This window comes from Promicromonospora sp. NPDC059942, assembly GCF_042731755.1.
Lineage (GTDB): Bacteria > Actinomycetota > Actinomycetes > Actinomycetales > Cellulomonadaceae > Promicromonospora.
In genome coordinates, this window is the sequence record NZ_JBHWLR010000003.1 from 136088 (window position 1) to 156330 (window position 20243).

The window sequence follows — 20243 nt, forward strand, 5'->3', positions numbered from 1 at the left end:
AGTATGAGCGGCGAGGGGGGAGCACCTGTCGCCGCAAAAGGGGGGAGGAAGAAGACAGCGTAGGTCGGGTGGGCTGTCTGCTGTCGGCTTTCCCGCCAACACCGAGCTGGCCCCCCCCCCACCCCGAGGTCGGTCGGTCAGCCCGCCGCGCTGTCCTTGTGCGCGTTCTTCTTGGCTGCCGCGTCCTCGACCGCCTCCAGCGCGCGCTTGTCGGTCACCGCGAGCTCGGTGACCTCCAGCGCCTGCACCAGGATCCCGTCGGCCTCCTGGTCCAGCGCCCGGTCGATCGCGACGACGCCGCCCTCCTCGGCGGCCAGCAGCTCGGGCTTGGTGATCGGCCGCGGCACCTCCTCGATGCCCCGGATCTCCTCGATGCCGTCCTTCTCGTCGACCACGTCGAGCTCGACCATCCGGCGGGCCGACGTGAGCACGTTGCGCTCCAGCGAGCCGATCATCTGGTTGTAGCTCTTGGTCGCCGACTCCAGCGCGCGGCCGGTCCGGGTGACGTGGCCGGTCATCGTGACCAGGCGCGCGTAGAGCTCCTTGCCGACGGTGAGCACCCGCTGCGCGTTCTCCGCGAGGGCCTCCTGCCGCCAGGCGTACGCGACGGTGCGCAGCAGCGCGAGCATCGTGGTGGGCGTGGCGATGATGACGTTCTTCTGCGCCGCGTACTCCAGCAGCTCGGGGGCGCGCTCCAGGGACGCCGACAGGAACGCCTCGGCGGGCACGAACATCACGACGAACTCGGGCGCCGGCTCGAACTGGTTCCAGTACTTCTTGCCGGCCAGGTCGTCCACGTGCTTGCGCATGTGCCGAACGTGCGCGTCGAGGCGCTGCTCGCGGTACGCGGCGTCGTCGGACTGCTGGGCCTCCAGGAAGCCCAGGAACGCGACCTTGGAGTCGACGACGACGCGCTTGCCCCCGGCGAGGTTGATGACCATGTCCGGGCGGAGGACGCCGTCCTCCGTGGTGACCTGCGCCTGCTCGGTGAAGTCGACGCGGTTGATCATGCCCGCGGACTCCACGACCTTGCGGAGCTGCAGCTCGCCCCACGCCCCGCGGGTCTGCGACGAGCGCAGCGCCGTGACCAGGTCCGCCGTGCCGTTGCGCAGGTCGGCCGAGACCTCGGCGACGTTGCGCATCTGCTCGACCAGGGCGCCCTGACCCTCGATGCGAGCCTTCTCCGCCTGGAGCACCTCGCTGCGCACCAGCTCGACAGCCTTGGTCAGCGGGTCCACCAGCGACTTCACGGCCTGCTCGCGCTGGGCGAGGGCCTGCTCCCCGGCCGACGCCGACCGCTTGAGCCGCTCCTCCGCCAGCTCCAGGAACCGCTTGCTGTTGGCGTCCAGCGCGTCGCCGGCGAGCGCCTGGAACTGCCGCCGCGCGTGCTCCTGCTCGGTGCGGGCGGCCGCGATCTGCTCGGCGGCACGCTCCCGGGCGTCCGCGATCTGCTCGTCCGCTCGGTCCCGCGCGGCCTCCACCTGGCGTTCGGCCGACTCGACCTGGGCGCGCAGACGCACGGCCTCCAGGTCCGACTCGCGCACGGCCGAGGTGCTGCGCTGCGCGTGCCCGAGCCATCCCAGCAGCGCACCGACGACGAGGGCGCCGAGGGCCAGCAGAATCGTTGCGGCGATGTCCATGGGCGACAGGCTGCCACGAGCCACCGACAGTCCCGTACGCCGACACCCCGAGCCGCCCCGATCGTCCGGTATGCGCCGGACATCGGTCCCGTATCCCCGCAGGTGACGTTGTCCGACCGGAGACGGACGGTCTATCACCCCACTCATCCTCGCGTCGGATCCGGTGCGTCGGAGGTCCCGGCTAGGTTGGTTGCCATGACGACCCCAGTCGACCCCGGCCCGCCGGGCAGCGCCGACCCCCAGGCCGCCCCGGAGCCGCCCCCGTACGACCCGTCGGCAGCGCTCAGCGTCCGCGGCCTCTGGAAGCGGTTCGGGCAGAAGATCGCCGTCTCCGGCGTCAGCCTGGACGTACCCCGTGGTTCGTTCTACGGCCTGGTCGGGCCCAACGGTGCGGGCAAGACCACCATGCTCTCGATGGCCACCGGCCTGCTCCGTCCGGACTTCGGCACGGCCTGGGTGCAGGGCGTGGACCTCTGGGCCCGCCCCGACGAGGCCAAGGCCACCCTCGGCGTCCTGCCCGACGGCGTCCGCCTCTTCGACCGCCTGACCGGCCGCCAGCTCCTCACCTACGCCGGGATGCTGCGCGGCATGGACAAGGCCACCGTCGTCGAGCGCACGAACGACCTGCTCCAGGCGTTCGACCTCGGCGCGGACGCCGACACCTTCGTCGTCGACTACTCCGCGGGCATGACCAAGAAGATCGCGCTGGGCAGCGCCATGATCCACGCCCCGCGCACCCTCGTCCTGGACGAGCCGTTCGAGGCGGTGGACCCGGTGAGCGCGGCCAACATCCGCGACATCCTCAAGGACTACGTGTCGGCCGGCGGCACCGTGATCGTCTCCAGCCACGTGATGGACCTGGTGCAGCGCATGTGCGACCACGTCGCGGTCATGGCCGCGGGGCAGGTCCTCGCCGCGGGCACCGTCGACGAGGTGCGCGGGGAGCAGAGCCTGGAGGACCGGTTCGTCGACCTCGTCGGCGGTCGCCAGCACTCGGAGGGGCTCTCATGGTTGCGCGGTTCCTGACCCTCAAGCTGACGCTGATGGGCAACACGTTCCGCAAGAGCGTGTGGCAGACGATCGGCCTGGTCGTCGCCTCGCTGTACGCCCTCAGCATCGTCGGCCTGGTCGTCGTCGCCGTCGTCGGCCTCGGCGTGCTGCAGGACCCGGCCTGGGCCGGGCTGGCCATCACGCTCGGCGGGGCCCTGACCGTCCTGGGCTGGTGGATCATCCCGATCTTCGCGTTCGGCGTCGACGCCACGCTGGACCCGCACCGGTTCGCCACCTTCGCGATCCCCCGGCGCACCCTCGTGGCCGGGCTGGCCGTCGCCGGACTGGTCTCCGTGCCCGGCATCGCCACCGTCCTGGTCGTCCTCGGCACCTCGTTCGCCTGGGTGCTGGAGCCGGGCACGCTGCTCGTGGCGCTCGCCGGCGGGACGCTCGGCGTCGCGACCTGCGTCATCGGCTCCCGCGCCATCACCACGCTGCTCGCGCCCGTGCTCGAGTCCCGGCGCTACCGCGAGGTCGTCACCCTCGTGGCCCTCGTGCTGGTGGTGTCGGTCGGCCCGCTGATTGGCTGGCTCGCGAACGGCGTCGAGGTCTCCATGGAGGCCGACCCCGAGGGCAGCACGGGCATGCAGCTCCTGCCCGTCTTCGAGCAGGCGGCCGGCTTCGTGGGGTGGACGCCGTTCGGCGCCGCCTGGGCGCTCGCGGGCAGCGTGCACGACGGCGACTGGGCCGGCCTGGCGGGGCGGCTCGCCGTCGCGCTCGGCACCATCGCGCTGGGCTGGCTGGTCTGGGACCGCGCGCTGGGTCGCGCGCTGGAGCGCCCGCCCGTCGGGGACGGCGGCGGTGGCCGGGCGAAGGGCCTCGGCGCGTTCGGCCGGGTCCCGTTCTCGCCCACCTGGGCCGTGGCGGCGCGGACCGCCACCTACTGGTTGCGCGACCCGCGCTACTCGGGGTCCCTGGCGATCGTCCCGCTGCTGCCCGTGATCATGTACTTCTCCGGCCAGAGCACGGGCAACTACTTCCTGCTGCTCGCGACGGGGCCGTTCGTGGCCTGGATCCTCGGCTTCAGCATCTCCAACGACATCGCCTACGACAACACGGCGTTCGCGCTGCACGTCGCCTCCGGCGTCGACGGCCGGGCGGACCGGTGGGGCCGGGCCATCCCGATGCTCACGGTGGGTCCCCTGGTCAGCGCGGCCACGGTGATCGCGTCGGTCTGGGTCGCCGACGCGTGGCACCTCACGCTGCCGCTGCTGGGGCTGGCCCTCGGCTCCCTGCTGGTCAGCACGGCCGTGGCGTGCGCGGTCTCCGCGCGGCTCGTCTACCCGGTGGCCAAGCCGGGGGAGAGCCCGCTGAAGTCCCCGCAGGGTGCCGCCGTGGCCACCATGGTGTCGCAGGGCATCGGTTTCGTGATCACGCTGGGGCTGTCGGTCCCGGTGTTCGCCGTGGGGATCGCGGCCCTGGTGCTGGGCGGGGTGCTGTGGGGCGTCGCGACCCTGGTGGTCGGCGTCGTGTACGGCGTGCTCGTCCTGGTGCTGGCGGTGCGGTTCGGCGCCCGCGTGTACGACCGGCGGCTGCCGGAGCTGCTGCAGCAGGTGCAGTCGTTCCCGTGATCTCCCGCGCGGCCCGTGCGGCCTGGGCCTGAGGTCCGGGGCGCGCGGGCCGGATGTCAGAGGCTCGGCGTAGCGTCGCCCGCATGAACCAGATCACAGGACGCGTCGACGGCATCGAGGGCGCCGACCTCCGCGGGGCCGTCGTGCGCGACGCCGACATGAGCGGCGCCTCGTTCCGCGAGGTCGCCCTGAACGGCGTGCGGATGCGTGGCGTCGAGCTGGCCGGTGCCGACATCGACGGCTACGTCTACGACCTGCGCATCAACGGCGTCGAGGTGCAGCCCCTGATCGAGGCGGAGCTGAACAAGCGGTACCCGGAGCGCGCTCTGCTCCAGGACCGCACGATCGCGGGCCTCCGAACGGCTCTGGACGCCTACGAGCGCATGTGGGAGGCCACGGTCGAGCGCGTCGCGTCGATGCCCCCGGGCACGGTGGACGTCTCGGTCGACGATGAGTGGTCTTTCGCCCAGACCCTGCGTCACCTGGTGTTCTGCACCGACGGCTGGCTGCGCTGGGGCGCGCAGGGGCGCCGGGACGACGTGTTCTGGCCGGCTGGCGTGCCGCACTCCGGGTTCGCCGCGGGAGCGCCGAGCATCGGGATCGACCTGGCCGCGGCGCCGTCGTACGAAGAGGTGCTGGAGGTGCGCCGGGGCCGGCTGCGCGAGGTACGGGAGTATCTGGCCGCCGTCTCGCCGGAGCAGGCGGGCAGCCCGGCGGATCCGCCCCCTTGGATGGACCAGTCCGAGGCGTTCGTCGCGGCCCAGTGCGTGGGGGTGGTCCTCTCCGAGGAGTGGGAGCATCACCGGTTCGCGACCCGGGACCTGGACCTGATCGACGCGGGCGCCGCTCCGTCCACGTAAACTTGCGCGACGTGGCTCTCACTATCGGCATCGTCGGCCTGCCCAACGTCGGCAAGTCCACCCTCTTCAACGCTCTGACCCGCAACCAGGTGCTCGCGGCGAACTACCCGTTCGCCACGATCGAGCCCAACGTCGGCGTGGTCTCGCTGCCCGACGAGCGGCTGAACAAGCTGGCCGAGATCTTCGAGAGCCAGCGGATCCTGCCGGCCACGGTGTCGTTCGTCGACATCGCGGGCATCGTCAAGGGCGCCTCCGAGGGCGAGGGCCTGGGCAACAAGTTCCTGGCGAACATCCGCGAGGCGGACGCGATCTGCCAGGTCACGCGTGCCTTCGACGACCCCGACGTGGTCCGGGTCGACGGCTCGCTCGACGCCCCCGGCGACATCGAGACGATCTCCACCGAGCTCATCCTGGCCGACCTCCAGACCCTCGAGAAGGCGCTGCCGAGGATGGAGAAGGAGGTCAAGATCAAGCGCGGCGACCCCGTCCTGTACGCGGCCGCCAAGAAGGCGCAGGAGATCCTCGACAGCGGCGTGACGCTGTACCAGGGCGCCAAGGACGCCGGCCTGGACCTCGCCGAGATCGCCAGCCTCCAGCTCATGACGGCCAAGCCGTTCATCTACGTCTTCAACACGGACGACGCCGGTCTGGCCGACACCGCCTCCCAGGAGGCGCTGCGCAAGGTCGTCGCGCCGGCGCAGGCCATCTTCCTGGACGCGAAGTTCGAGTCCGAACTCGTCGAGCTCGAGCCCGACGAGGCCGCCGAGATGCTCGCGGAGACCGGCCAGGAGGAGTCCGGCCTGGACCAGCTCGCCCGCGTCGGCTTCGACACGCTCGGCCTGCAGACCTACCTGACGGCCGGCCCCAAGGAATCGCGTGCCTGGACCATCCACCGCGGCTGGACGGCACCGCAGGCCGCCGGCGTGATCCACACCGACTTCGAACGCGGTTTCATCAAGGCCGAGGTCATCTCCTTCGAAGACCTCGTCGAGACCGGCTCCGTGGCCGCGGCGAAGGCGGCGGGCAAGGCCCGCATCGAGGGCAAGGACTACGTCATGCAGGACGGCGACGTGGTGGAGTTCAGGTTCAACGTCTGAGCATCACCCCGGTTTCGGCCTGGTCCTCTGACCAGGCCGAATGCCGGTTGACCTGCGGTAACGCTTCTGAGCCCTCGGGCCGGGGGTGGACAGGAATGGCCTCCAGAGGCCGCCCATTCCCCCATGGTTCCCCCACGGGATCCGGGGTGTTTCCGCAGGTGAGTGCTCGCGTATGAGGTTGTGCCGGGTGTGTCGTTCCCCCACAGGGAGTGGGTGGGACACCTGACGGGTGGAGAGGACTGTGTAGGCGGTTTGGAAGGCAGACGCGCGCCGGCTGCCGACCGCGTGCGCAGGCCGCTATCGTGCGGGCGTGACTGTTGCCCGCCCGCTGCTGTTCCTCGACGTCGACGGGACCCTGTTGCCGTTCGGCGGGCCCGGGATGCTGCCTCAGCCCCGCGACGGTAAGCCTGAGGACCCCGACGCGCCGCGTCCGGAGCTCGACTTCATCGATCCGGCCCTCGGTCCGCTGCTGCTGGCCCTTGGCGCCGACCTGGTTTGGGCCACGGCCTGGATGGGTGACGCGAACGAAGTGATCGCGCCGCGGGTCGGGCTGCCAGAGCTGTCGGTCGCGGACCTGCCGCCCTATGGCGATGGCGACCCGGACGGTCTGGGGTGGAAGACGCGTGCCCTGGTCCGGGTTGCGGCGGGCCGACCGTTCGTGTGGGTCGACGACGTCATCACGGAGACGGACCGCTGGTTCGTCGAGCTGGAGTATCCTGGGCCCGCCCTGCTGTTCCAGGTCGAGTCGTCTGTCGGGCTGACTGCCGACGGCGTCGCTGAGATCGCGACTTGGCTGCGAGGGCAGGAGCCGTGACGGGACGCGCGACGCCGCCCACCGGATCGAATGGGCTGAGCCTGTCGAACTGGTCGCCAGCGGACCGATCCAGGTTTGTATGGACGGACCACTACCTCACCGCGACACGAGTGTCCGGATCTCGCACGCTGATCGAGACGATCGCTCCGCACCCGCAGCTGGAGACTCCCGACTGGCGTCGGCCCGGCCGAAGCCGAACCCGGCAGGCGTGCTCACATGATGCTTGACCCCAACGTCTCCGGCTGGCGGCCCAATTTCCTGCCCGCAGACGAACAGTTTCAGCGCCAGGCTCAGCGGCTCGGCGATCTCGTCAGCGATCAGGTCGCCGAGACCTGGGTCGTGTGGAATCTGGACTTCGACGAGTGGTTCGCCGATCTGCCTGTGGTGTTGCGGCTTGCGAGCGGCCGACAACTGGAAGTGTGCTGGGAAAAGTTCGACGACTGCTCGATCACGTGGAACACGATCGACCTCACCGAGACGCCTCGGGGTTGGGTCGAGTGGCCTTTGCGATGGCGTCGTGCTGCCCACGCGGCACTTGAGGCCATCGAACACGAGACGATCCGAGAAGTCCGAACGACGACGTTCGAGTTCACGACTCATTCGGTCACCGGGCCGTGTGGCAGTGCCTCGACGTGGCTCACGACCGGCGTGTGGCTCGGAACTGGGACTGGCGGCCTCCATGTCTTTAACGCCCTGGACGAGAACGGGGTCAGCGGCCAAAGACCCGTCGAAGACGCGGCGCACCGATCGCAGATCATCGCTACGGACGATGGCCAAGCCCCGGGATCATCCCCGGCGGATTGCCCGCACTAGCGTCGTCGTAGCGACCGGTACCTTTTGCGCCATGCCGTACGCCGTCGGTGCGCTCGCCGCGCTTCGTGAGATCGATCCAGAGATGGCCGTCCAGCGTGTCGTCGATCTGCTCGGACGCCCGGAGTACGGGGCACGTGTCGAGAACCGGCCGGCTGGCGACCGATGGGCGAGCGCCTGCTTCGCGCTGCCCGACGGCGGATACCCGTATGTGGAGATCCACCAGTTCGACGAGATGGTCGATGTCATGACAGGTCAAGCTGAAGACCTCGGCATCGATGTCTCGTTCCTGCCCGACTCGTTGGTTGACTGGTACCCCCACACGAGCGAGATCACTCTGGCCGAGCCAGTACTCCTCGCGATTCTCGGTGACAGCCCACGCATCTGGTGGGACAGCGTCGAAGGCTTCGCCCTGGGTGAGTCCGCGTGAACATGCTGGGTCTCCTCCACGAGGCCATCTCAGACGACTGGCTCGCCTGGCTGCTCGCTACGAGGATCGACCTCTCGTCCGCCGCAGGGGACGAACCCGTCGAGCCGGTCCTTCTCCACTCGGGCACACCCTCGCTGGTGTCGCCGGGGGGCCGCGACGACTGGCACTCGCGAGCAGTCTTGTGTGAGGTGCCCACGCTCGTAAAGTAGTTCCGTGCCGATCCAGGTTGCCGTCTGCGGCCCCCGCCACTGCACTGACCGGGACGCCGTGAACGCGCGCGAGATAGGGCGGCTGCTGGCCCAGGCGGGCGCCGTCGTTCTCAACGGTGGGGGCATCGGGGTCATGGCCGCCGTCTCCGCAGGGGCTCGATCTGCCGGCGGTACCGTCGTCGGCATCCGGCCAGGAGCGACTCGTGAGGACGCCAACTCCGACCTCGACATCGTGCTGGCCACCAACATGGGCGAGGCGCGCAACGCGATCCTGGTGTGGTCGGCCGACGCGGTCATCGTCGTCGGAGGGTCGTGGGGCACGCTGTCCGAGCTCGCGCTCGCCCGGCGGCGCGGCGTCCCGGTCATCAGCATCGGTGGCTGGCAGCTCCTGAATGCCGACGGTCAGCCGGTGCCCGACGCCCCGCCGACCGCGGCCACGCCGCTTGAGGCCGTGGACTTCGCACTAGGTCGCGACTGAGCCATCCACGCGACTTGGTGTCCGGTCGCACGTACCAGGTGACCACATCATCCGCGTCCCGCCACAGCCCAGCTGATGGTGAGCGTGCCGTGCGGGCGTGGCAGGACTGTCACCGACGGCGGGACGTCGTCGGGCTCGGTGCCGGTAGGCCACCACTGGAACAGCGGTTCGGTGCCGCGGTGATGAGCGCCAAAACGGGCGACCAGGTCCGCGAGCCGCTTGGTGAGGCGGGCTGCGTCAGGGCCCTTGCCGATCGCGCCGACCTCGACTGAGGTCTCCGAGGCTGGACGGCGATGCAGGGCTGCGAACGACGCACCATCGACCAGGGCCGGGTAGAACGACATGTCGGAGCCGCGGTCGGTCGCGTCCTCGGCCTCCATCGCGCACGCACCCGGCTGCACCAGGAGGTAGGTGAGAACGTCGAGCCAGATGGTGCGGTTCCTGTAGATCACTCCGGACCACGCCTCTACCGGGTCGGACGCCAGTACATCGTCCGACACCCCAAACCACTCGGGGATCTCGTTGCCGGGGAACCTGAACGTGACCGGCTTGCCGGACGGGCCCGTCAGCTGGGCAGAGGCGGGGTTGAACAGCCCCGCGCCCTGCAGCGGCACGAACCCGCCCGGCACGGTCGACTCCGAGACGAGCCGCCCGTCCTTCTTGCGGAAGCCGATGATGCGCTGGAGCCCCGGGGCGACCTGGAGGGGGACGACCAGAATCCCGTCGGGTGCGAGCTGTTCGACCCACGTCCCGGGCAGAGACCAGGGCGAGACGGTGACCATGATCCGGTCGAACACACCACGGCCGAGCGGTTCGGCCGCGTCGGCGGTGACGACCTCGACACGGTCGGTCAGGCCGAGCTGTGCGAGCCCGGTGCGTGTGCGAGCAGTAACTCCTTCGTCGATGTCGACGCTCACGACCTGGCCGGTGGGTCCGACGAGGTGGGCAAGCATTGCAGCGTTCGGGCCGCCGGACCCGATCTCCAGCACGCGCTGGCCGTCTTCGATCTGGGCCTGGGCCAGGTTGCCCGCATGCATCGTTGGTGCGGACAGCGAGGACAAGGCCCTGCCGTTGTCGGCGAACCGCGTCCGCAGGGCGTCGTCGGTCGCGTACGACATCTCCGGCGGAGTGCCGGCGGGTGCGAATACCTCGCGTGGTACTGCACGGAACGCCGCCTCGATCCTCGGGTCCGAGAGCACACCCGACTCGACGAGCTCAGCGATCATCCGCTCACGCAAGTCTTCGGGACTCACCGACGGCTCGGCCTCGATGCCGGTCTGCGCATCGGTCTGTGTCATGCGTTCCCCCTGTATGTTGACTGTTTCGGTTGATCGATTCCGAACACCTGGCGGACCGACGAGGCTCCGTCGGGTGCGATCTCGGCACTTAGGTCGGTTGGGCGTCCCACGGCTCTCGGTTCAAGCGCTCAGAGCGGCCCGAGAAGTACCCGTCATGGGTGGGGTCGCTGGGTACCGAGGACGGCGGCTTCGACGAGTCGCGGTCCGCTGTACTCCTCAGGGATGGCGTCCATGATGACCTCGTCGGCGGGCTGGCCGAGCCAGGAGCCGGTACGACGTCGGGTGCCGACGGTGCGGAATCCGGCCTTCTCGTAGGCGCGGATGGCGGCGGTGTTGCTCGCCAGGACCTCAAGATAGACGCAGCGCAGCGCGGTGACGTGGAAGGCCCAATCCAAGGCCATCGTGGTGGCGGTGGTGCCGGTGCCGTGCCCGCGGTGGTCGGGTTCGCCGATGTAGATGAAGAACTCGGCGGTGCGGTAGCGGTCGTCGATGAGCAGGGACGTCATCCCGACGGGCGTCCAGGTGTCCTCGTGGTGGCGGTAGATGGTGAACCGGGTCTGGTCGGCGCTGCCTTCGAGCTGGGCTTCGAGGCCGGCGGTGCGTTCGGTGAGGGACTCCGGGGTCTGGCGGGCGTAGCCGGCCATGACCGGTAGCGAGTTTTCCCAGCGCCAGTAGGTCTCGGCGAGGTCGGCGCGGAGCGGGCCGAGGCCGACGCCGTCGTGGGTCAGCCACAGATCCGGGGCGATCGTGTTGATGGTCGGCTCCAAGAAGTCGGGTGGTGCTTGCACGGCTTCGTCCTGCTCAGATGGACAAGAGCTGCGCCCAGGCGTCCGCGTTCGGCTCCTTGCGGATGATGTGCCTTCCACGCAGGAAGTGATCGGCGGCGGTGGCCTGCCGGTCCAGGTCGAAGTCCTGCTCCGGGAAGTGTTCGGAGAACCAACCTCCAACCTCGGTCCAGGAGTACAGACCCCATGGTTCAGGGGAGACGGGGGAGGGGAATCCTCCTGGGCCACGCTTCCCGGTCGCCAGCAGGCGCGCAGACTCGCGGCTGCGTCCTGTGCGGGTGGCGATCTCCTTGATCGAGATCAGGTCGTCGGTCTGCAGTCCCACGACGAGAACGCCGCAAGCTTCGAGCCGCTGCACGGTCGAGGTGACTGCTGTCGCGAAGTTCGCCGCGTCGATGACCACGTGCGCTAGTGGGACGGGTCCGCCGCCCTCCAAGCCCGTCACGGACGGCACGTTGCCCGCGATGGCTTCGGTCTGGGCGTCGTCGGGATCGCGTTCCAGAACTAGGGAGAACTCGTATTCGGTCATCACACGTGCTTCCTGTGCTGTTCGACGAATTTGCGGATCAGCCGCGCGCCGTTCTCGGGGTTGCGGCCGGTGGAGAACACCTTCACGTGTGCCCCGCACGAGCACTCGATGTGGCCCCAGGTGTGGCCGCTCAGCTCACGCACGGTGAAGCCGGCGCTTCGTGCTTCGTCGACTGCCTTACGGACTTCTTTGTGCATGGCGATCATCCCCGGACTGTTGGCAGTGTGCAACACGCTGGCGGCATGGCTTCTCTGATCGAGAGGACTGTTCAGGCAAAGGTCAGTGGGAGCTCGAATTCGGCGGGTCCCGACCGAGGCTCGAGTGCGGCCGTGCGCCAGTGGGCACGTCGTCGTCCCTCATCGCCGCGCGGGTAGGTGAGGCCGGCTTCGCGAGCGGCGCGCTCGACGTCGCGCATGGTGGAGGCTCTGCCAGCGGGGACCGGTGCCTGCCGAACCCATCGGCCCGCCCGGAGCGTGTGGACCTCACATCCGGCGAGGTCGGGATTGGAACCGTGCCAGACCCGGACCACGAGGGGGCCCGGCGCACGTTCTGCGGCAGTGTGGACAGCCGCGGCAAGTTGTGCGCCAAGCGGTGACAAGCCCGGCCGGCGCGCCGGGGCTGGGACAAGCGACAGGAGGATCGGGACTGCGCCGTATTCCGCGATGGTCCCGGTGGTCTCGTCGGCTGCCTCGCGCACGGTGTCAGGTGCGTGTCCCATAGCGACGCCACGGGCTGCCCAGCCCAGCATGTCGATGTCGTTCACGCCGTCGCCGACTGCCACGGTGTGCTCGGAGGCAACCCCGAGCAGGCAGCGGATCTGTTCCAGCGCGGTGGCTTTGCTTGTTCTGGGCGCTGTGACATCGAGCCAGTTGTGGCCCGCTGGCGTCACGGTGACTCCGAGGTGACGTAGCGCATCCGCGTGGTCGGCGACCTGGCTAGTGTGGAGTGCGACCCGCGAAGCCTGTCCTGCCAAGAGATCTTCGAGCGGCGTCAGTTTCTGCGGTCCGTTGAGCAGCCCGGGCCCGAACTTGTGGTTCACGCGCCAGCCCCAGCCAACGTCCTCAACTGCGACGTCCACGCCGGGCGACAGCCGGGTCGCCTGGCGGACTACCGCTCCCGCGCTGAAGTTGCGGGCCTCCACCACCTTGTATCCCGACGATGCCCCTCCGTCTAGACGTACCGTCAGGGCTCCGTTGGAGCAGGAGGCCCAACCCTCGGTCAGGCCTAATCTCCGAGCGGCAGCCAGCAGCCCGACAAGTGACCTTCCGGTTGCCAGCACGACGTGATGTCCGCTGGCGCGCGCCAGCTCCAACGCCTGCACCGTCTCAGACGGCACCTTGTCGTCCCGGCCGATCAGCGTGCCGTCGATGTCGAGCGCGATCAGATGCGTTGCCGTTGCCGCTGGTGGCATATTCATTATCGGACCTCCCCAGGTGCTCTTGCTCTGGGAATGATCCTGAGGCCGCTATCGGGTCGGCACTAGCCGCTTTCCCGTTGTCGCACAAGGTCGTCTCGTATGCCTTCAAGAAATGGCTTCAAGGCCTCGCCATACAGAGCGCGCTCGGCGAACCCGTCGAACTTAGCGACGTAGAGGGCGACATCTCGGGGGTCGGTCACCACGACCTTCGCGTGAACGGTCTCGACGCTCACGGACCGGTCATCGCGGACCACGAAGGCATGGTTAGGGATGTCCCGTTGAGCGCCAGCCAGCGGCACGACCCGCAGGTCGATGTTCGGCAGCCGCGTCAGGGAGATGAGCCGGTCCAGCTGTCCGGCCATGACCGGCGTCGGAACGATCAACCACCGCAGGACCGGTTCGGTGATGACGAAGCGCAGCGTCTTGTCCTCGTCGTAGAGAACCTCCTGGCGCTCGAGCCGTGCGCTCATGGTGCGCCGCACTGTCTCTTCGGTGAGGTCATCGTGCCGAGACAGGATCGCTCGCATGTACTCCGGCGTCTGCAGCAAGCCTGGCACGAGCGCGGGTTGAAATACCCGCAAGAGATCCATGTCGGCCTCGACGGCCTGCAACTGCTTCTGTGCCTTGTGCAGACCGGCACGTTGGATCAGGCGCCAGGCCGTGGCCTCGGTGGCCACCGCACGAGCGGCCTCCATGTACTCCGTCTTGACCGCGTCGGACACACCGATGGAGCTCAGGATTCGGTCGACGTCGTCAGCACTGGGGGAGAGCTTGACCGTCTCGATCTTGCTCAGCTTGCTCGCGGATATGACAGAGCTGCGGGCAACGAACTTGGCCTCCGTGCCAGAAGCCTGCCGTAGGGCCCGCAGCGCTGCGCCCAGCTCAGAACGATTCACTCGCCGTACGTCGCCCACCAGTCTGCGAACGGCACTGCGTGCGCCAGGGCCGTCTCCCGGTAGGCGACGTACTCCGGGCCGTGGTCATCCGCCAGCACATCGGCCCCGGCGAACTTGCCGTCGCTGTAGTTGAACCGGGCTGGCGTGGTCGAGTCGAAGAGCCAGAAGTCGCCGACGTGGTCAGGTAGCGGTGTGGGCTGCCCGGTCACATCGAGGATGAAGAACTCCTCACCTGCCGTGGCATTGGTGGCGTAGCCCCAGCCAAGTTCGAAGCGTAGGTAGGGCGTCAGGGGCCGGCGAAGCACATGGACGCGGTACATGCGTCGTCCCGCGTCGGTGTGGGTGCGCACCTCGTCGAGCCAGTCCAGGTTGTAGTCGGCGGGCTTGGCCTGGCCGTCGAGGAACAAGTGGTAGGCGTCGACATTGCCGGATCGGCTGTAGTCGTCGAGAGTCTCCAGCCGGAAGGCTTCGCGCTGAAACTGGTCGAACAGGTCTCCCAGGGTCTTAGGCGCCAATCCGGTCACCGAATGCCTTCCGGATCAGGTCCAAGGGAATCTCCACCAGGGTTTCGTGCGCGGGGATCGTCAGACCGTGATCGGTCGGCGTCTCACCCTGGACCAGGATCGTGCCTCGGTCGGTCTCGTAGATCGTCGGGCAGTCGTTCTTATCGCACGTGCTCGCGAGCGTCGTCACCTTCACGGCGGTTCCCCCTTTGGTTGGCCTGCTGTCGCGTTTGATTCTTCGGTGTGGGTGGCGGCGGGGCAAGAGGATCGAGTTTCTACAACGGGAAAGCGGCGCTTTGGGTTGGAGAGTCTCGAGTCCAGCGGGGACCGCCTGGTTGCTACGAGTACGCGAGGCGCGGCCGTTCGATGCCGTCAGGCTTGAGCCGTGCGGCCCGGGACCTGCTGCCACCGATTGATCTTGCCGCAGGCGCGCCATCGTGCGGGCCCGACTGGCGTAGCGAGGCCCGCATCGACGAAGGCGCTGAGGTATGACGTCAGAGCCTTGAGGGCGTAGTCGTCGTCGCGCGTCCAGGTGATCGATGCGGTTCGGAGCACAGCCCAGCAGTCGTCGAGGGCGAAGTCGCGCCCCAGTCTGTTATGGATCAGAGCTTGGTAGAGCGCGGTGTGCCAATGGACTGAGATTGCTTCGATCGCCCAGTCCAGATCGCTCGGGTCCCTCAGCAGGCGAGGGGAGCTGCCCCACACGCGGTGAACCAAGCGGCGTGCCTGCGATGCGTGCCAAGCGGCGTGCTGCCGTTGTTCTTCTTTTTCCAGTGCTTCTTCGATCGCGCGTTCGGCGGCTACTTCTTCTGCGGCAGCGCGACTGGCCCCCTTTATGGCAGCGTCGATTCTCCGCATCGTCGGTGTCACCAGCCCCTGGTCGGGATCCAGGACACAGGAATCCAAGTCGTCGATGCGCAACCATGCAATGGAGTCCCAGTTGCGTAGCCGCGTTGTGAACCGCGAGTCACCGGCTAGCGTCCCGATCTGGCGAGTGACTGGGTTGATGACAAGCACATGCCGATCCGCCGCTGCGAGCGTTCGCCCGAGTGCCGGCAGCCGGACCGCGGATGCAAGCTTCGGATCCAGCTGCACGCGCGTGCGGCCCACAAGCCACGTGACTGTGACCCCATTGCGGTCGAGGTCGGTCTGCTTTGCAGCCCAGAGTTCGGCGGGGAAGTGTTTGTACTCGACCTCCAGAGCGAGTCGTTGACCCGTTGACCAGGTCACCAGGACGTCGGGACGGCGGTTGAGCTCAAGCTCGACGTTCTTGATGCTCTGTTCTTCGACGACGTCGGCGCCACCGTTCGCCTCCCGAGCCGCCCATTGAGCGAGCATGGCCTTGGACGCGAGGTGGTTGGTGCCCTCCGGGCCACCCGAGTGCTCGACGGCCGTGACGTGGAAGAAATGGTCTCGCTTCGATCCGCCGCGCGTCGAAATCACCTCTTCGCATCCCGGGACGAGACAGGTCCACTCAGCACGAGCCGTCTTGCGGACCTCCGCCGCAGCGCCTGGAGCAACGAACACTGGCTCACCAGTGATCCGATGACGGGCCCACACCTGCCGGGTCTCGCGGTCGAGAAAGGCGGCAACCGCCTCGTGCCCCTGCTCCACGCTGCGACCGTACATGGCGGCTGCTCCGGTCGAGAGGAAGTCCTGTGATAGCCGTGGCGGTCATCTCCTGTGATCACCGGCGTGACGATCGTGCCCCAACGGAGCTGGCGCCGTTGGATCAGCCCTGAATGTCCCGGAGATTTGCGCCGCTCCCGCGTAAGGAGCCCTGCGCAGGGACCCCACCACCTGGTCCCAGGCTGCAGCGTCACCTGCCACGAACAGCAACGGCGACACACGCGTGCCTGGCGACGGACGCGGCGCGTGACGAGGGCAGGCGGGCAACAGGGCAGCGGGTCCCGCGGACCGCCACGATGAAGGCCACACACCTAATGCACAAGCCGTGAGCGGTTCCGTCCGTACGAAACTGGGGGTGGGCGTATGAGCGTCGAGAAGGGCTTTGTCGGGCTGCGGGACAACGGGTCTCGTACACCCACCGAGCGGGGAGTCGCTGGGCGACGGCGGGAGCCTCTGGCGTGTGTCCTCGGTGCGGGAGCCAGCTCCCGGCCAGGGCGACTGGGAGGCCTGCGAGATGGTGCTCGCAGCGATGCCGGCGCGCCGCATATGAAGAACGCCGGGCGGCGGCCGCCGGGGCCATCGCCGTCGAGGTCGTGGAGGCCGTCACGACGACGGAACACGGGCTCGATGAGTGCGTCAGGCGGGTGCGGGCCTCTCCCGTCGCTGTACGCAAGGTGCTGACTCGCCTGACCAAGTTGCTGACAGAGGATGGCTTACGTGACCCGAAGTGGGGATCCACGATGGACTCTGCCGTAGCCCTAGCGCGTGAGGTCGGGGCCGAAAGCAGAATCTCCGCCCGCTTCCCCCCGCGGGGATACGTCAAGCCAGTCTGGTAGAGGACTCCAGGCGCGATCCGGCGATGCAGTTGGATGCTCAAGGCGGAACGGCATCCCGCATGTCACCGAATCATGCAGCAGTCCCGACATGCGACAGCACAAGTAGAGACACCGTGGGTGCGAACCCGAGAAGTGCGACTGCGAGGACGCCTAGCCCGTTTGGCAGCCTGACAGTCTTGAGAGCGATGATCGCGTTTCGGCACGCCGGCCGTCGGGGCGCCACCCACAGGACGCGCGGGAACGCACCCGCCTGTTCCTGTTCGATGCCGGTGCGCCGATACGTCTCGTAGAGGCGGCACCGGCGGACCAGGGTCGGCAGGCTCTCGGTTGCCCGGTCCACCTCGATGAACAGGTGACTCTTGTACTCGGCACCGGCAGTCGCCGTGAACAGGTCGGGCCTGAGCACGTCGTCGCCGCCGTCCAGCGCGCGGTTATAACGGCGCTAGCTCTCCGGCTCGATCTGCACGTCGCTCACAGTACAGGTCCTTCCGATTCGGATACGTCAACGGGTGCGGGACGTGGACTTACGTGATGAGACGCTTGAATGGGTCTAGGGGGCGTGCCGCCACTGCCTTGGGTGGGGCAGTCGGGCGAAGCGTGTCACTTCTTCTGCCGATAGCCGCTAATGCGCTTTTGCCAGTCTCGGATGCGGTTGAATTCCCGTTCAAGTTCGTCGGGCTCCGGTGCCACATAGTTTTTGACGTCGGCATTATCATGGCGCCGACCCCATGTTGAGGTGTAGCCGTAGCCGTCTTGGAATTCGGTATTGTCGTGGGGCGAGATGTCTGCAAAAATACGAAACATACTCGGCCGCAATTCAGAGGCTCCACGATCAAATACCTGGTTCAAGACGTCGACCGTGACGACCCTCTCCCAGGTGGTGGAAAGGTATCCTGCCCAGTCTGCGGCGCGAGCTTCGTACTCCGAGTACGACAGGCCGGGCCGCTCCTTCTTGATCAGAGTGAGTTCGTCCCTGAGCCAGGCTAAGCGCCCCTTGAAGTCCTTGGCGTTCCAAGGAAATTCGTCGATGCAGAGGCCTGGTGTCTTGTCCCCGCGCAGTTCGATCGAGCGCTCAGCGTGCGCAACGCCCTTCGTGTTTGCCGCTCTGAGCAAGTCGCTTACGAACGAGACATCGTGGGTGAAGATGATTATCTGGCGCGACTGTGCGAGCTCTACCAGCCGATTCGCGACCTTTTCGCGCCGGATGTGGTCGAGAGAGGTAACCGGGTCGTCGAGTACGAGTGCCGACTTGGACTCGTCGAACTCTGCTTCGGTGAAGAATCCGGCGAGGCCGAGCACGGTCTGCTCACCCTCGCTGAGCACTTCAGGGGTCTTGACGTTCCGGTTGTGTACGTCGACCAGTCCGGGAATCTGGCTGACCTTGCCCTTACTGCCACCGCGGCCCTTGAGCGTGACGCGCCGGAGTTTTAGGCCTTCCGTCTCGCGCGTGAAGTGGTCGAGGATCCGCTCCGTGGCGTACTGGTCTGTCAGGGCACGAGTCGTGCTGGTGATCCCAGTGGTGATGGTCTGTTGCTTGGCGGCACCGAGTGCACGGTGTGCCTTGAGTCTCGCCACCTCGGCCTTGAGGGCGTCGGCCGACTCCGAAAGCGCCGCGCTTGCTTTGAGCTCGCCCTGGCGCTTGTGCACCGTTGCCAGGGCAACCCGGAACCCTGCTACGTCTGTAGCCGCCGCCTTGTCGTCAAGCGTGGCAGCGAGCGAGGTCAGCTTGTCGACGTCGTCGCTCGTCACCAGCGCCGTGACGTCCGGCCGGCTTCCCTCGAAGTAGGCGACAGCTTCGTCGCGACGAGCTTCGAGGGCGCTCATGCGCGCCTGCACAGTACGCGCAAGTTCCGGTTCGTGTGCCAAGACTCTGGCCAATGCTGTGGTCGTCTGCTGAGTGGCGAAGTCCTGGCTGCGGAGAGCGTTCAGCGCTTGCGTGTAGAGCCGTTCGGCGGCGTCCGCGTCGCGCTGCGTCGTGTCGATCATGTATTGGTTGAAGCGCTCGAACCTATCCCTCGCGGCCTCATCGAGCGGCTGGTGGCAGAGCACACAGCGGGCGCCATTGCCTGTCTGCGGAAAGGCGTGCTCGTGGTCGACCTCGGTCGTCGCGAAGGCGCGTGCGGCCTCCCAAAGGGCTCGCCAGGTTCGCGAGCCGACACCGTCGAGTGGCTCCTTCTCAAAGGTGTTCGTCGCAGCGAGTGCAGCAGCGGCACGCTTGGCCGTGGCGTCGTTCTGGAGCTTTTGGATTGCGTCGAGCCGGTCGCTGCTCACCGCGTTCGTCAGCGCGGTCAACTTTGTCTGGAGCCGCTCGACCTGTGCGGCGTCTCCCTGGAGTCGGGTGCGCTCCTTGTCGGCGTCGCTGGCTTCGAGCCGTGCGACCTCTTGGAGGACCGAGCCCAGGTCGTCCTTGGCAGTCGGTGGCAGCGTCGTCGCCTGCTCGATGTCCGCGTCGGTGGTCTTCTCGGAGAGCTGGGCAAGGAACGCGCCCGCGGGGGTCTCTGGGGGAATGGGGAGGTGCAGCGCCTGCTGCTCGCTGTCGGTGAGGCGGGCCTGGAGTTCCTGCCTGACCATGCCGCAGACTGCAATGAGTTCCGAGAGCAGGACCAGTGCGGAGGGTCGATAGGTGATCGTGGACTCATGAGCGAGGTACTCGTCTCCGCAGTGCTCGTCGTAGAAGCGCACCTGCTGCAGATCTTCGATGGGCTTCGCCGCCGGGAACTTCTCCGAGGCCTCTGTGTCATCAACCTGGTAGGCGATCTCAGCGCTCGGGTCGGGCGCGTTCGCCCTGAAGACATCGGGCAGCACTGTCGATGAGTGGCGAGCACTCACCATGCCCTTGACGAGACGCGCGTAGCCAGACTTCCCGCTGCCGTTGTTGCCGTAGATGATCGTCAGGCCGTCCGACGCGAACGGTAGCTCCTGATCCTCGGCGAGCGCGTTGACGCCCTTAAGGTTGTACACGCGGGAGAGCCGGACCTGCTTCGGCGTCGTGCCGCCGAGCGCGATGTCTGTAGCTGCGCCGTTCGGGTTCTTGCTGTCGGGCAAGAGCAGACGGTCCGCTAGCGCCTCAATCTGCTCGGACTCGAACGTCCCACCACGAGCGAGTGCGACCAGCACGTCTTGTTGCCAACCAGGCCGTTCCAGCGCCCAAGCCCTGATGTCATCCTCGATGGTCATACCTGACTCCCACTGTCTCACCATTGGGACAAACCGCCCACAGTCGCCCTTCTGGGGTAGAAGGCTCAATAAATAGGAGTCACATGCTGCGCGTCCGGGACGCGCTGAAGAAGGCTGGAGTGACGAGCAGATTTCTCAGGGCGGAACCGCTTGCACAAGATCACCCGCAAAAGCGCGTAAGGGCGAGACGCTGTGTCGATACCTTGTACGACAA

20 protein-coding genes are annotated in these 20243 nt (G+C 67.7%); 8 read left to right on the top strand and 12 right to left on the bottom strand.

Features of this window, described 5'->3' with window-relative positions; genetic code table 11:
- Nucleotides 1-137 precede the first annotated feature (137 nt).
- A complete protein-coding gene (gene rmuC / locus ACFV9Q_RS05695) occupies nucleotides 138-1640 on the bottom strand; it encodes a DNA recombination protein RmuC (RefSeq protein WP_377233555.1) in 1503 nt (500 codons plus the stop codon).
- A gap of 195 nt (nucleotides 1641-1835) precedes the next feature.
- Here rmuC and ACFV9Q_RS05700 point away from each other — a divergent pair, with 195 nt between their 5' ends.
- The 8 genes from ACFV9Q_RS05700 to ACFV9Q_RS05735 all read left to right on the top strand — a co-directional run bounded on the left by ACFV9Q_RS05700 (nucleotide 1836) and on the right by ACFV9Q_RS05735 (nucleotide 8959).
- Nucleotides 1836-2666, top strand: a complete 831-nt coding sequence (locus ACFV9Q_RS05700; protein WP_377228052.1) for an ABC transporter ATP-binding protein — start codon at nucleotides 1836-1838, stop codon at nucleotides 2664-2666.
- Complete coding sequence (locus ACFV9Q_RS05705; RefSeq protein WP_377233556.1) at nucleotides 2648-4261, top strand: hypothetical protein; 1614 nt, start codon at nucleotides 2648-2650, stop codon at nucleotides 4259-4261. The genes ACFV9Q_RS05700 and ACFV9Q_RS05705 overlap by 19 nt, the downstream gene beginning before the upstream one ends.
- 83 nt (nucleotides 4262-4344) lie before the next feature.
- Nucleotides 4345-5121, top strand: a complete 777-nt coding sequence (locus ACFV9Q_RS05710) for a DinB family protein (protein WP_377233557.1) — start codon at nucleotides 4345-4347, stop codon at nucleotides 5119-5121.
- Between the two features lie 11 nt (nucleotides 5122-5132).
- Complete coding sequence (ychF, locus tag ACFV9Q_RS05715; protein ID WP_377233558.1) at nucleotides 5133-6218, top strand: redox-regulated ATPase YchF; 1086 nt, start codon at nucleotides 5133-5135, stop codon at nucleotides 6216-6218.
- A gap of 310 nt (nucleotides 6219-6528) precedes the next feature.
- Nucleotides 6529-7032 carry an HAD domain-containing protein gene (locus ACFV9Q_RS05720; RefSeq protein WP_377233559.1) on the top strand — a complete coding sequence of 168 codons (504 nt, stop codon included), beginning with the start codon at nucleotides 6529-6531 and terminating at the stop codon, nucleotides 7030-7032.
- Between the two features lie 216 nt (nucleotides 7033-7248).
- Nucleotides 7249-7845 carry a hypothetical protein gene (locus ACFV9Q_RS05725; protein ID WP_377233560.1) on the top strand — a complete coding sequence of 199 codons (597 nt, stop codon included), beginning with the start codon at nucleotides 7249-7251 and terminating at the stop codon, nucleotides 7843-7845.
- Between the two features lie 31 nt (nucleotides 7846-7876).
- Nucleotides 7877-8272: a hypothetical protein gene (locus ACFV9Q_RS05730; RefSeq protein WP_377233561.1), complete on the top strand. Its 396-nt coding sequence runs from the start codon at nucleotides 7877-7879 to the stop codon at nucleotides 8270-8272.
- A gap of 213 nt (nucleotides 8273-8485) precedes the next feature.
- Complete coding sequence (locus ACFV9Q_RS05735) at nucleotides 8486-8959, top strand: TIGR00725 family protein (protein ID WP_377233562.1); 474 nt, start codon at nucleotides 8486-8488, stop codon at nucleotides 8957-8959.
- A gap of 47 nt (nucleotides 8960-9006) precedes the next feature.
- Here ACFV9Q_RS05735 and fxlM read toward each other — a convergent pair whose 3' ends face one another.
- The 11 genes from fxlM to ACFV9Q_RS05790 all read right to left on the bottom strand — a co-directional run bounded on the left by fxlM (nucleotide 9007) and on the right by ACFV9Q_RS05790 (nucleotide 20029).
- Nucleotides 9007-10257 (bottom strand): methyltransferase, FxLD system, encoded by a 1251-nt coding sequence (gene fxlM / locus ACFV9Q_RS05740; protein WP_377233563.1) that lies wholly within the window; start codon nucleotides 10255-10257, stop codon nucleotides 9007-9009.
- Between the two features lie 152 nt (nucleotides 10258-10409).
- Nucleotides 10410-11045, bottom strand: a complete 636-nt coding sequence (locus tag ACFV9Q_RS05745) for a GNAT family N-acetyltransferase (RefSeq protein ID WP_377233564.1) — start codon at nucleotides 11043-11045, stop codon at nucleotides 10410-10412.
- A gap of 13 nt (nucleotides 11046-11058) precedes the next feature.
- A complete protein-coding gene (locus tag ACFV9Q_RS05750; RefSeq protein WP_377233565.1) occupies nucleotides 11059-11571 on the bottom strand; it encodes a hypothetical protein in 513 nt (170 codons plus the stop codon).
- Complete coding sequence (locus ACFV9Q_RS05755) at nucleotides 11571-11777, bottom strand: hypothetical protein (protein ID WP_377233566.1); 207 nt, start codon at nucleotides 11775-11777, stop codon at nucleotides 11571-11573. Before ACFV9Q_RS05755 ends, ACFV9Q_RS05750 begins: the two co-directional genes overlap by 1 nt.
- 62 nt (nucleotides 11778-11839) lie before the next feature.
- Nucleotides 11840-12982: an HAD family hydrolase gene (locus ACFV9Q_RS05760; protein ID WP_377233567.1), complete on the bottom strand. Its 1143-nt coding sequence runs from the start codon at nucleotides 12980-12982 to the stop codon at nucleotides 11840-11842.
- Nucleotides 12983-13050: 68 nt separating this feature from the next.
- Entirely contained in the window at nucleotides 13051-13884 is an 834-nt protein-coding gene (locus ACFV9Q_RS05765) for a helix-turn-helix domain-containing protein (RefSeq protein ID WP_377233568.1), read from the bottom strand.
- On the bottom strand, nucleotides 13881-14408 hold the full coding sequence (locus ACFV9Q_RS05770; protein WP_377233569.1) for a DUF6879 family protein: 528 nt from the start codon (nucleotides 14406-14408) through the stop codon (nucleotides 13881-13883). The genes ACFV9Q_RS05765 and ACFV9Q_RS05770 overlap by 4 nt, the downstream gene beginning before the upstream one ends.
- Nucleotides 14389-14583, bottom strand: coding sequence for a hypothetical protein (locus ACFV9Q_RS05775; RefSeq protein WP_377233570.1), 195 nt, complete (start codon nucleotides 14581-14583; stop codon nucleotides 14389-14391). The genes ACFV9Q_RS05770 and ACFV9Q_RS05775 overlap by 20 nt, the downstream gene beginning before the upstream one ends.
- A gap of 176 nt (nucleotides 14584-14759) precedes the next feature.
- Nucleotides 14760-16001 carry a competence protein CoiA family protein gene (locus tag ACFV9Q_RS05780; protein WP_377233571.1) on the bottom strand — a complete coding sequence of 414 codons (1242 nt, stop codon included), beginning with the start codon at nucleotides 15999-16001 and terminating at the stop codon, nucleotides 14760-14762.
- A 921-nt stretch (nucleotides 16002-16922) separates the two neighbouring features.
- Nucleotides 16923-17258, bottom strand: a complete 336-nt coding sequence (locus ACFV9Q_RS05785) for a replication-relaxation family protein (RefSeq protein WP_377233572.1) — start codon at nucleotides 17256-17258, stop codon at nucleotides 16923-16925.
- A gap of 194 nt (nucleotides 17259-17452) precedes the next feature.
- Nucleotides 17453-20029: an AAA family ATPase gene (locus ACFV9Q_RS05790; RefSeq protein WP_377233573.1), complete on the bottom strand. Its 2577-nt coding sequence runs from the start codon at nucleotides 20027-20029 to the stop codon at nucleotides 17453-17455.
- Nucleotides 20030-20243 lie beyond the last annotated feature (214 nt).

Coding starts and splice junctions, on each gene's coding strand:
- ACFV9Q_RS05725 (WP_377233560.1), top strand. CDS start 7,249: ATGATGCTTGACCCCAACGTCTCCGGCTGGCGGCCCAATTTCCTGCCC.
- ACFV9Q_RS05710 (WP_377233557.1), top strand. CDS start 4,345: ATGAACCAGATCACAGGACGCGTCGACGGCATCGAGGGCGCCGACCTC.
- fxlM (WP_377233563.1), bottom strand. CDS start 10,257: ATGACACAGACCGATGCGCAGACCGGCATCGAGGCCGAGCCGTCGGTG.
- rmuC (WP_377233555.1), bottom strand. CDS start 1,640: ATGGACATCGCCGCAACGATTCTGCTGGCCCTCGGCGCCCTCGTCGTC.
- ACFV9Q_RS05790 (WP_377233573.1), bottom strand. CDS start 20,029: ATGACCATCGAGGATGACATCAGGGCTTGGGCGCTGGAACGGCCTGGT.
- ACFV9Q_RS05700 (WP_377228052.1), top strand. CDS start 1,836: ATGACGACCCCAGTCGACCCCGGCCCGCCGGGCAGCGCCGACCCCCAG.
- ACFV9Q_RS05750 (WP_377233565.1), bottom strand. CDS start 11,571: ATGACCGAATACGAGTTCTCCCTAGTTCTGGAACGCGATCCCGACGAC.
- ACFV9Q_RS05705 (WP_377233556.1), top strand. CDS start 2,648: ATGGTTGCGCGGTTCCTGACCCTCAAGCTGACGCTGATGGGCAACACG.
- ACFV9Q_RS05760 (WP_377233567.1), bottom strand. CDS start 12,982: ATGCCACCAGCGGCAACGGCAACGCATCTGATCGCGCTCGACATCGAC.
- ACFV9Q_RS05755 (WP_377233566.1), bottom strand. CDS start 11,777: ATGATCGCCATGCACAAAGAAGTCCGTAAGGCAGTCGACGAAGCACGA.
- ACFV9Q_RS05730 (WP_377233561.1), top strand. CDS start 7,877: ATGCCGTACGCCGTCGGTGCGCTCGCCGCGCTTCGTGAGATCGATCCA.